Source organism: Endozoicomonas sp. (assembly GCF_051008435.1).
GTDB lineage: Bacteria > Pseudomonadota > Gammaproteobacteria > Pseudomonadales > Endozoicomonadaceae > Endozoicomonas_A.
On record NZ_JBPCXO010000383.1, the window covers coordinates 1 to 11,060 of the forward strand.

General features: G+C 48.9%; 11 protein-coding genes. 9 read left to right on the plus strand and 2 right to left on the minus strand.

Annotated features, from left to right (window positions below; translation table 11 throughout):
• Window positions 1–133 precede the first annotated feature (133 nt).
• Together ACR2PX_RS19200 and ACR2PX_RS19205 are read right to left on the minus strand one after the other, a co-directional pair.
• Window positions 134–397: an SUMF1/EgtB/PvdO family nonheme iron enzyme gene (locus ACR2PX_RS19200; protein ID WP_434000972.1), complete on the minus strand. Its 264-nt coding sequence runs from the start codon at window positions 395–397 to the stop codon at window positions 134–136.
• An 11-nt stretch (window positions 398–408) separates the two neighbouring features.
• Entirely contained in the window at window positions 409–1,263 is an 855-nt protein-coding gene (locus ACR2PX_RS19205) for a formylglycine-generating enzyme family protein (RefSeq protein ID WP_434000973.1), read from the minus strand.
• 193 nt (window positions 1,264–1,456) lie between these two features.
• Between ACR2PX_RS19205 and ACR2PX_RS19210 the strand changes: the two genes are divergently transcribed.
• The 9 genes from ACR2PX_RS19210 to tal all read left to right on the plus strand — a co-directional run bounded on the left by ACR2PX_RS19210 (window position 1,457) and on the right by tal (window position 10,694).
• The gene (locus ACR2PX_RS19210; protein WP_434000974.1) at window positions 1,457–2,020 is read left to right on the plus strand and encodes a hypothetical protein; all 564 of its coding nucleotides are present in this window, start codon (window positions 1,457–1,459) and stop codon (window positions 2,018–2,020) included.
• Window positions 2,021–2,161: 141 nt separating this feature from the next.
• Window positions 2,162–3,037 (plus strand): SMP-30/gluconolactonase/LRE family protein, encoded by an 876-nt coding sequence (locus ACR2PX_RS19215; RefSeq protein WP_434000975.1) that lies wholly within the window; start codon window positions 2,162–2,164, stop codon window positions 3,035–3,037.
• A 471-nt stretch (window positions 3,038–3,508) separates the two neighbouring features.
• On the plus strand, window positions 3,509–3,928 hold the full coding sequence (gene rbsD, locus ACR2PX_RS19220) for a D-ribose pyranase (protein ID WP_434000976.1): 420 nt from the start codon (window positions 3,509–3,511) through the stop codon (window positions 3,926–3,928).
• Window positions 3,929–4,011: 83 nt separating this feature from the next.
• The gene (gene rbsA, locus ACR2PX_RS19225; RefSeq protein ID WP_434000977.1) at window positions 4,012–5,520 is read left to right on the plus strand and encodes a ribose ABC transporter ATP-binding protein RbsA; all 1,509 of its coding nucleotides are present in this window, start codon (window positions 4,012–4,014) and stop codon (window positions 5,518–5,520) included.
• A gap of 12 nt (window positions 5,521–5,532) precedes the next feature.
• Window positions 5,533–6,546 (plus strand): ribose ABC transporter permease, encoded by a 1,014-nt coding sequence (rbsC, locus tag ACR2PX_RS19230; protein ID WP_434000978.1) that lies wholly within the window; start codon window positions 5,533–5,535, stop codon window positions 6,544–6,546.
• 106 nt (window positions 6,547–6,652) lie between these two features.
• Window positions 6,653–7,573 (plus strand): ribose ABC transporter substrate-binding protein RbsB, encoded by a 921-nt coding sequence (gene rbsB / locus ACR2PX_RS19235; RefSeq protein WP_434000979.1) that lies wholly within the window; start codon window positions 6,653–6,655, stop codon window positions 7,571–7,573.
• Window positions 7,574–7,644: 71 nt separating this feature from the next.
• Window positions 7,645–8,607 carry a ribokinase gene (rbsK, locus tag ACR2PX_RS19240; protein ID WP_434000980.1) on the plus strand — a complete coding sequence of 321 codons (963 nt, stop codon included), beginning with the start codon at window positions 7,645–7,647 and terminating at the stop codon, window positions 8,605–8,607.
• Window positions 8,608–8,619: 12 nt separating this feature from the next.
• Entirely contained in the window at window positions 8,620–9,636 is a 1,017-nt protein-coding gene (locus ACR2PX_RS19245; RefSeq protein ID WP_434000981.1) for a LacI family DNA-binding transcriptional regulator, read from the plus strand.
• Between the two features lie 107 nt (window positions 9,637–9,743).
• Window positions 9,744–10,694, plus strand: coding sequence for a transaldolase (gene tal / locus ACR2PX_RS19250; protein WP_434000982.1), 951 nt, complete (start codon window positions 9,744–9,746; stop codon window positions 10,692–10,694).
• Window positions 10,695–11,060: the final 366 nt, after the last annotated feature.

Below are 11,060 nucleotides of genomic sequence, written 5' to 3' on the forward strand. Positions count from 1 at the left end.
TTTTGGCTCACTAATCAAAAAGCCCATGTATTGTGAAAGGGTGCATCGTGCGGTAGTCGGGCGAGTAGTACTTCTCACTTTCATCCCTGATAAACAATCATTTGGGTCAATTATCAAATTTCGGAATACGCTGTCAATGCGTAAGTCCTAACTCATTGTAGCGACGGTAGGTCACCGGATATTTATCAATCTTGAATTGACTGACAAAGACTTTTTTTACCGGAAGGGCCTCAGGCAGGCACTCATATTCCTTGTATTTTCGGGTACAGCCACGGGTAAATTCGCCTGAAGAGATTTCTACCATGGCTTTGTCATTAAAGGCTTTTCCTGCAGTAGAGAAACCTGTTAACAGAAAAACTGAAGCGACGATTGCCAGCCATTGTTTGCTAAGTTCCATGATCATTCTCCTTATGCAGACTTGGCGCAGCGCACGCCAATAGCAGGGCTGACGTTACTGGGGTAGTATGGGAAGCGGCTGGTGGAGCGCAGCTCCCAATACGCTCTGGCAAAAAAGTCACTGCCCCTGGTGGTTTTGTAGACTCCGCTGGAAGGACCCTGAGGATTCTTTTCAGGACTCCGGTTGTAATAACGGGTGCTGTGCCAGTCCGCAGTCCATTCCCAGACATTACCGGCCATGTCCATTGCACCATAAGGTGAAGCTCCTTTTGGCTTTGAACCCACATTCATCACATTGCCTGTACCGCAACCCAGGTTGCCGGCGTATTGGGTATCCATAACAGCCAGTTCACAGGATGGTTTCTGGTTACCCCAGGGGGGGTATTTCCTGCCATCAGTACCTCGAGCAGCTTTCTCCCATTCCGCTTCGGTGGGCAGACGTTTTCCTTCGTACTCGCAGAAAGTTTTAGCCTGGTGCCAGGTCACACCATTGATAGGATAGTTTTCCACACCCTTGCGGCCAAAGTTCATGGAGCCACCTATCGCCAGATCGTTGCATTTACCGGCATCAATGCATTTCTGATAACGAGCAAAAGTGACCTCGTATTTATCGATTTTGTAGTCGTCCAGATAGACTTTGTGAGATTTCTCATCCTCGATGTAGTAACAGATATCATCGTTTGAATTCAGGCAGCCCATAATGAACGAGCCAGCGGGTACATCCACCATTTCTCCGTAGTTCTTTGCGTTGGCGCTGGCCGGTCCGGAAGCAACCAACAGGATTGTGATACAAAGAGCGGATAAACGGGCTTTTATCCCCTGGGAAGAGAGTCGAGATGTCTCGGATCTTGTTATTACTTTTATCATGTCAGTCCTTCACAACATGCAGGCTTGCTATGGGACAGACGATAAAGGGATGGCGATTACAAGGCGTGTCCGTAACACCGGAATTGTTGTGTTTTTCTTCTTGATGTCCAGATATCTGACTCGGAGAGGAGTGAAAGGTGATTGTTCTTTCGCTGACTATAGTAAAGAGAAGTACTTTTTCAGGGTTGCGGATATGGATTTTAGAATTCTGTTAATAGGTGCCAGTTTCCTGTTGGCGGTCACTTCTGCTCAGGGCAAGCCGATCTACAAGTGTCAGGTTAATGGCGCGGTTGTTTTCACTGAAGAAAAGTGTGACAGCAATGCCAAGCCTATCGAGCTTAAGGGACTGGCTGCGCCGCTTGAGCCGTTTGATATGGATAAGCTCAAAGGAATGGACAACAGGGTCCGCACCCAAATGATTGAGGAGCGTATCGCCCTCAGACAGAAACGGATCAGAACCTATCGTAGTCGCATGCAGAGCGAATTGAAGCAGATTCAGGCCAAGGCAAACAAGAAAGTTAAGAAAAACAAAAAACTGCCTCGGAACAGTGTTCAGGAAAAAGAGATTAATACCCAGCTGAAGTCCATCGCTGACAGTGTTGAGTTGGATACCAAAGGCACGTTATCCGATCAAACGAGTTCGGTGGTAGCTCGCTATAAAACCCTGATTGAAGCGGAGCAGTTTCAGATTGAATTGCTGTTGCAGGAACTCAGGGTGAACCAGATCATGCATCAAAATACTTCCAAACAGCCTTGAGGATTCCATGGCTCTGAGCACTACCAACAGCCAACAGCCCGGAAACAGAAAACCGTTTCATCTTTTGAAGAGATGAAATGGTTTTTTTGATACTCCCAATTCACTTGCAAGCTGTTGGCATCGGGTTCACTATCCACTTCCATGAAAGCCGTCAAAAATGTGCTGGATGCGGGCAGTCTTCTAGGTGAATGCCCCCGCTGGCATGAGCCCTCATCTTCTCTCTACTGGGTGGATATTACCGGGAAAACGCTGAATAGCTGGCAACCAGCATCCGGTGTCCGCCAGTCATTAACTTTGTCTGAAGAGATTGGCTGCTTTGTCTTCAGAAAGACGAATGGTCTGGTGGCTGCGCTACGTTCCGGTTTTGTATTTATCGATTCCATAGAATCAGGACGAATTACCCCTATTTGTGACCCTGAGTCCGATAAGCCTCACAATCGTTTTAATGACGGCCGGTGCGATGCCCTGGGAAGATTCTGGGCCGGATCGGTTTATTCTCCTAAAGACAAATCCGATGCCTGGATTTATATGCTGGATAACCAGCTGGATTGCCGCAGAATGGCTGGACCACTGCTGACCAGTAACGGCATTGCATTCAGTCCGGATAATCAAACACTCTATTATGCGGATACACCGCAGCACACCATCTATGCCTGCGACTTTGATCTTGAGCATGCACAGCTGACGAATCGCAGGGTGTTCCATCGATTTCCTTTTGGGCAGGGGCGACCAGATGGCTGTGCCGTTGACGAAGCAGGTTGCTACTGGACAGCACTCTACGAAGGGGCAGCCGTTGTCAGGTTGTCTCCCGGAGGGGTGCTTTTGGAAACCATTGACTTACCGGTTAAGTACCCAACCATGGTCGCCTTTGGTGGCAGCGATTGTTCAACCTTGTTCATAACCAGCTGCCGTCAGGCCTGTTCTGAAGAAGAGCTGGAGTCGTACCCCGAATCAGGCTCTATCTTTGCCATAGAGGTTGAGGTTAAGGGGCTGAAGGAAAATCTGTTTGTCTTGTAGCCATACCGATTGCTAACCGAGCCTTTCTTTTCTGATAACCACGCCTTCCTGTTTGTTAATTTCTTATCAAATCAGTATTCCCCATAACGCCATTCTTGTTTTTGTCTGTGCGGGTTTGTTTCTGGTTGATCTATGTCAATTTTAATCGAGGGTTGAATGGTTATAGTGATGGCGAGAAAAACGTTTGCGCAAACGTTTTACCAGGAGCCTGTCGGACTTATGCTTTCGAGCATAAATTTCAGTAGAACGAGTCGAATTATTCGATGGATTCGTGAGAATAGTTCAACTATTCGCACAAATCCAAAGAAGCTGCCCAGAGCGCTCAAGGCTGCGACTCGCTCTACTGAATTTTATGCTCGGGCGCGATGCTCGGTCAGGCTCCAGATTTGATTACACAACAGTCAATGTGAACCCGATAACGATGAGCTTCTTGTTAAGAAAGGCTCGCTGACACAACCAACGGTGGCCAGTATGAAAAAGACCAGACTTCTCAACCCACAGCTTTCCGGGGCGATTGCCAGCCTGGGACATGGGCAGGGGTTGACTGTCTGCGATTGCGGGCTGCCTATTGGTGAAAGTGTTGAGCGTATCGATCTGGCTTTGACTCATGGTGTTCCGGGTTTTCTGGACACGTTGGGTGTGGTGCTTTCTGAAACGGTCGTGGAAGAAATCATCATTGCTAAAGAGTTTGTCCAGGTCAGTCCGGAGTTGTATCAGCAATTCATTGATCGCATTCGACTGCTGGGAGAAGAACAGGGGGCTCCTGTCAGAGTCGTCCAGGTCAGTCATGAGTCTTTCAAGGCCCAGTCTGACCTCAGTAAGGCAGTGGTTCGTACAGGGGAGTGCACACCCTATGCCAATGTCATTCTGAAATCTGGCGTTGCATTTTAATAAACGTCCTTGAACGTAAATGCCGTCGGTTTCATACCATTGAAAATGGCATTGTCATTGTAAGCAGCATTGAGGGGGATGAGGTGAGTACCCAACCAAAATCTGAACCTGTTTTCCAGATGAAAGATGTCGTCAAGACATTTCCCGGGGTCCGGGCTCTGGATGGTGCCTGCCTGAATATTTACCCTGGCCGGGTAATGGCACTGTTAGGAGAGAACGGTGCTGGTAAGTCGACTCTTATGAAAGTCATGACAGGTATTTACAGCCGTGACGAAGGCGAGCTGAAATACCACGGGGATGACGTGGCTTTCAGGGGCCCCAAGGATTCTCAGGAGCGTGGTGTCAGCATTATTCATCAGGAGCTGAACCTGATTCCTGAACTGTCTATTGCCGAAAACATTTTCCTGGGCCGTGAGCCCATGGGCCGATTCGGCAGAATTGACTGGAAAGCCATGCGTGCAGAAGCTCAGAAGCTTCTCGATATGCTGGACGTGCAGTTTGATCCTTCAACGCCGGTAGGCAAACTGAGTATTGGCGTTCAGCAGATGGTAGAAATTGCCAAGGCTCTGTCGTTTTCATCTCAGGTGATTGTGATGGACGAGCCGACGGATGCTCTCACTGATAAAGAAACCGAAAGTCTCTTCAAAGTGATTCGTCAGCTGCGTTGTGAAGGCAAAGGAATTGTTTATATCTCTCACCGTCTGCAGGAGATTTTCCAAATCTGTGATGATGCCACCATCATGAGAGATGGTCGTTTCATTGCTGAAACTCCAGTGACACAACTGACTGAAGACGACATCATCGAGCAGATGGTGGGCCGCTCTCTGGAGGAGCAGTACCCACGTATTGAGGTTGAGCCCGGTGGTCTGACCCTTGAGGTGGAAAACCTTTCAGCTCATGGTGTGAAAGAGGTCAGTTTTCAGCTGAAAAAAGGTGAAATCCTCGGCATATCTGGCTTGATGGGAGCAGGACGTACTGAGCTGATGAAAGCTTTATACGGCGCGAACGGTGCTCAGTCTGGCGAAATTCGGGTGGCCGGTGAATCCATGCGAATTAGAACACCGGCGGAAGGTTTGCAGTCTGGAATTGTGTACATTTCTGAAGACCGTAAGGGTGATGGCCTTGTGCTGGAATTGTCGGTTTCTGAAAATATGAGTCTTTGTAGTCTGGAACAGTTCCAGACGGCCACCGGTAAAATTGACCGAAGTCGAGAGATGGATTCGGTTCAACACTTCATACAAGCGTTCAATATTAAAACCCCTACGGCCAAACAGCTGATCAAGAACCTCAGTGGTGGCAACCAGCAGAAAGTAGCCATTGCCAAAGGACTGATGATCAATCCGAGGGTGCTGATTCTTGATGAGCCTACCCGTGGTGTCGATGTGGGTGCCAAGAAGGAAATCTACCAGCTAATCAATGAATTCAAGAACAAGGGCATGAGTATTTTACTGGTGTCATCTGACATGCCGGAAGTCCTGGGTATGAGTGACCGGATCATGGTCATGCATGAGGGGCGGATCACCGGTGAATTTGATCGTCAGGAAGCCACACAGGAAAAATTGATGCGTTGTGCTGTTGGTAAGGCAGCGTAAAGAGGAAAAGTTATGACTGAACAAACCTTACAGGCAGGCACACGCAGCCCTGAGCTTATGAAGGGCAGCGGTAGAAAATTCTGCATCAATAAAGAATTTTTGTTTGAATACAAATCTGTTATTGCCCTGCTGGTTTTCATGGTGGTTGTTTCTGTGATCAGCGACAGTTTCTTCAGCACCAATAATATGCTGAATATTCTGCGACAGACTTCTATCAACGCCATCATTGCTGTAGGTATGACTTTCGTCATTCTGACCAGTGGTATTGATCTGGCAGTAGGTTCAATTCTGGCCCTAAGCGGTGCTTTGGCTGCAACCCTGATAGGCATGGATTTTAATATCATGCTGGTGGTGACCCTGACTCTGGCAGGTGGTGCTGTGATGGGAGCCATGAGTGGTTTGATTATTGCCAAGGGACGGGTTCAGGCGTTTATTGCAACACTGGCTACAATGACTCTGCTCCGTGGTGCCACCATGGTATTCACTGATGGGCGACCCATTTCTGCCAGCAGTGGCGCTGCTTCTGATGCTTTCTCATTTATTGGCAATGGTTATCTGTTTGGTATTCCTTTTCCGATTTACCTGATGGCTTTCACTTTTGTGGCAGCATGGTTCGTGTTAAATCACACACGACTGGGGCGTTACGTCTATGCTCTGGGTGGTAACGAATCTGCTACTCGTCTGTCCGGTATTAATGTCGATCGTATCAAGCTGGCTGTTTATTCCATTTCTGGCGGTCTCTCCGCTCTGGCAGGATTGATTGTCACCAGTCGTCTGGCTTCGGCTCAACCAACAGCGGGTACCAGTTACGAGCTGGATGCGATTGCTGCAGTAGTGCTGGGTGGAACCAGCCTGACAGGTGGCAAGGGACGGATCACCGGTACTCTGGTCGGTGTGCTGATCATCGGTATCCTGAACAATGCCCTGAACCTGCTCAATGTTTCTTCCTACTACCAGCTGATTGCCAAGGCCCTCGTTATTCTTCTGGCTGTTCTGGTAGACACCCGCTCTACAAAACAGTCCTGAAACCAGAGCCACTGCCCTTAACCGGAAGTGGCTATCTGCCTATATAAGGCCGGGATAAACCGGCCAAACAATCGGAACCATGAGGTTGTTGTCCATGATCTTCTCCATGAAAAAAGCACTGGCCGTTGCCCTGACCGCAGGTCTGGCTCTGACAGGCTGCAGCAAGCCTGAAGAAGGCTCAACGGGTACTGAATCATCCGACGCTTCCGGTCAGAAATCGATGGCGTTGGTCGTGTCTACCCTGAACAACCCTTTCTTTGTCACCCTGAAAGAAGGGGCGGAGAAAAAAGCTCAGGAGCTGGGCTATGACCTGGTCATTCTGGATTCCCAGAATGATTCCGCCAAGGAAATGACCAACACCGAAGATCTGACCGTGCGAGGTGTCAGCGCCATCCTGTTGAATCCAGCTGATTCCGATGCTGCAGCTAACTCTGTTCGTGCTGCCAACCGTGCAGAAATCCCCGTGATTACCCTGGATCGTGGAGCTAATGGTGGTGACGTGGTTTCTCACGTGGCATCCGACAACATTGCTGGTGGTGAAATGGCCGGTGAATTCATCGCCAAGAAACTGGGTGGTGAAGGTCAGGTGATTCAGCTCGAAGGTGTACCGGGTACTTCTGCTGCTCGTGAGCGCGGTGAAGGCTTCATGAAAGCAATCAAGGGCTCCAATCTGGAACTGGTGGCCAGCCAGCCAGCGGATTTCGACCGTACCAAAGCTCTGAACGTTACCGAGAACCTGCTGCAGGCGCATCCTGATGTTAAAGCCATTTTTGCCCAGAATGATGAAATGGCGCTGGGTGCTCTGAAAGCTGTACAAGCGGCGAAAAAAGAGATCATCGTCGTAGGCTTTGATGGCACTGAAGAAGGCATCAAATCAGTAGAGGACGGAGGTCTGGCAGCCACGATCGCCCAGCAAGCATCAATGATTGGTGAAGTGGGTGTGGAAACCGCTGATAAGGCTATCAAGGGTGAAGAGGTTGAAGTCTACACACCTGTTGAATTGAAGCTGATCACGAAGCAGCCCTGAATATGCACTTATGGTCAGGCTCAGAGCCTGACCATAGTTCTGACCATAGTTCTGAATATAGAGATAGGTCCATGACTAAACAGATTCTTGTTCTTGGCAGTGTGAATGCAGACCATGTATTGAAAGTAGATGCCTTTCCCCGTCCCGGTGAGACCGTCACTGGCAGCCGCTACGAGGTCATTCCTGGTGGAAAAGGCGCCAATCAGGCAGTAGCCAGCGCCAGACTGGGAGGCAATACGCACTTTCTTGCCTGTGTAGGACAAGATGCTTTTGGTCGTGAAATTGTTGATAAGTTTGCAGAAGACGGAATTAACACTTCCCTGGTTGAGCAGGTAGAAGGTGTGAACACCGGTGTAGCTTTGATTTTTGTGGATGAGCGTGCAGAAAATTGCATTGGTATTGCTGCTGAAGCTAATGCAGCATTAACCCCTGAGCGGGTGCTGGAGAAAAAAGCCGAGATCGCCGGTGCAGACTACCTGCTCATGCAGTTGGAAACGCCAGAAGCTTCTATTCTCGAGGCAGCAAAAGTGGCCCGCAGTACCGGTGTCACGGTTGTTCTCAATCCGGCACCTGCACGTCCACTGTCTGATGAAATATTGGCTAACGTTAATATGATCACGCCCAACCAGACAGAAGCAGAAGTGCTGACGGGTGTTGCTGTTAATGATTCGAATAGTGCTTGTCAGGCTGCCTTAGTGCTCCATGACAAGGGGATTTCTACGGTTGTGATTACCATGGGAAAAATGGGTGCATTGATCTCTGATCAGGCGGGCGCCCGGATTGTCCCCAGTTTTGAAGTATCCGCAACCGACACGACTGCTGCAGGTGATACCTTTAATGGTGCACTGCTGGTAAAACTGGCTGAAGGCATGGATATCGACAGTGCTGCGCGATTTGCTAATGCCGCAGCGGGCATTTCGGTGACTCGCCGTGGTGCTCAGACATCAATCCCGGGAAGGGATGAAACAGAACAATTTCTGGCTGAGCGCATTCCGCTCTGCACAGAAGTACAACAGATTATGATAGAACGGTAAGAGAGTGGCGCTATGGCAACGATCAAGGATGTTGCAAGGCAGGCAGGAGTATCCATCTCAACGGTCTCTCATGTTCTGAATGGTACCCGGTTTGTCAGTGAAGATAAGGCATACAGGGTCAGGCAGGCGGTTGAGGCACTGAATTATAAACCCAGTGCTGTCGCCCGCAGTTTGAAAACAAACAAAACCTACACCATTGGTATGCTGACGGGGTCGAATGCCAATCCATTTTTTGCAGAAGTGATTCATGGTGTAGAAGCGACCTGTTATGAGCGGGGTTATCATCTGGTACTCTGTAATTCCGATGATAACCTGGACAAACAGGCATCTTATTTGCAGACATTGGAAGAAAAGCGCATTGATGGTCTGCTGGTCATGTCCGCTCACAGTGATCCGGGCTTTTTTGAAATGCTGCGAGAACACTGTCAGTGGCCACTGGTGATTCTGGATTGTCAGGCTCCGGGAATGGAAGCCGATGTCATTATGGAAGATCCAGAGCAGGGAGGTTATGAAGCCACCCGCCATCTGTTGGACAACGGCCACCGCTCTATCGCCTGTATCAGTGGTCCTGCGGACTTGTCCCCCAGTTCCCAACGTCTGGCAGGCTATCACAGGGCACTGGAAGAATCGGGTATACCGGCTGAGAATGGCTGGATCGTTGAAGGTCGTCTGACGGCGGAAAGTGGTTTTGAGGCCGTTAATCGCTTACTGGATGGACTGGATAATGGACAGCAACCCCCATCAGCCCTGTTTGTTGGTAATGATTTGATGGCCATGGGAGTGATCTGTGCCCTTCAGACACGGGGCTACAGGATTCCGGATGATATATCCGTGATAGGTTATGATGATATTGAACTAGCGTCGTATACATCGCCGCCATTGACTACGATTCATCAACCCAAGGCAGAGCTGGGCAGATTGGCTGCGGATACGTTGATTACACGTATAGAGAATCCGGGGCAAAAGCCTGAAGTAAAAACACTGCGTTCAACATTGGTTGAGCGTCAGTCTGTTAAAACCACTATGTAAATCTGGATTATCAATTTTCCATTTAGACAGTTATGAATGATAGAAGCAGCCCTGAGTAGTTTATGACTCATTTGGGCTGTTCAAAAATGAAGAGGATCGGGAGTCAAATGAATCAGTTAGAGCAACTCAAGGGTATGACAAAAGTGGTTGCAGACACAGGAGATATCGAAGCCATTCGTCGATATCAGCCTGTTGATGCTACCACCAATCCATCCCTGATTCTGAAAGCGGCTGAACTCCCAGCTTATGAGACTCTTTTTAACAGTGCACTGGAGTATGGCAAGTCTAAGGCCGCTGATAAAACGGCTCAGGCTCAGCATGCCTGTGATTGGCTGGCCGTAGCGATAGGCAAGGAAATTCAGCAGGTTGTGCCAGGCGTGGTATCAACAGAAGTAGATGCTCGCTTGTCGTTTGATAAGGAAGCAACCATTGCCAAGGCTCGTGAACTGATTGCCCTGTACCGTGAGCAGGGGGCTGACCCTGATCGTCTGCTGATCAAGATTGCTTCCACCTGGGAAGGTATTGAAGCAGCGAAAATCCTGGAACAGGAAGGTGTTCGTTGCAATCTGACCCTGCTGTTCAGCTTTTCTCAGGCTCAGGCCTGTGCGGAAGCCGGCGTATTCCTGATTTCACCTTTTGTTGGCCGTATTCTCGATTGGTACAAAAAGGCCGAAGGCCGTGATTTTGAAGCGTCTGAAGATCCTGGCGTTGTTTCTGTGACCCGCATTTACAACTACTTCAAGCAGCACGGCTATAGCACCGTCGTCATGGGGGCCAGTTTCCGTAACACCGGTGAGATTATTGAACTGGCGGGTTGTGACTGTCTGACCATTGGTCCTGGTCTGCTGGATGACCTGGAGAAAACAGAAGAGACTGTTGTCCAGAAATTGTCTCAGGAAAGCGCTGCATCCAGTGACGAAAAAGTAGTATTGGATGAGACAGGATTCCGTTGGGCAATGAACGAAGATGCCATGGCGACAGAAAAACTGGCAGAAGGTATCCGTAACTTTGCCAAGGATCAGGTGAAACTGGAGAAACTGGTTGAATCCAGACTGTAATCTTTCGTCAGAAAACGCTCTAAAGCAGATATCGAAGTAATCGGTATCTGCTTTTTTTGTGCCCCTCTTCAACAATCCTTCTTTTTTCTGTCACGGAATGATCATACTGCTGAGTCAGGGTTTATGCTTTCACCCTAAAAGACTGACATGGAAGCCTGAATAATGATAAGAAAGCTGACTGCAGCCCTTTCTTTGCTGACTCTAGGAGCCAGTCGGACTTACCACTGACCTACTGCGAAAAAGCCGGATTTGGCCATTTTTTATGATTCTTTTCGTTGAATAGCTCGCTATTCGCCTCAAATAATCATAAAAACTGTCTCAAACCGGACTTTTTCTCGCTACGGTCGGCTAAGTCCGACAGACTCC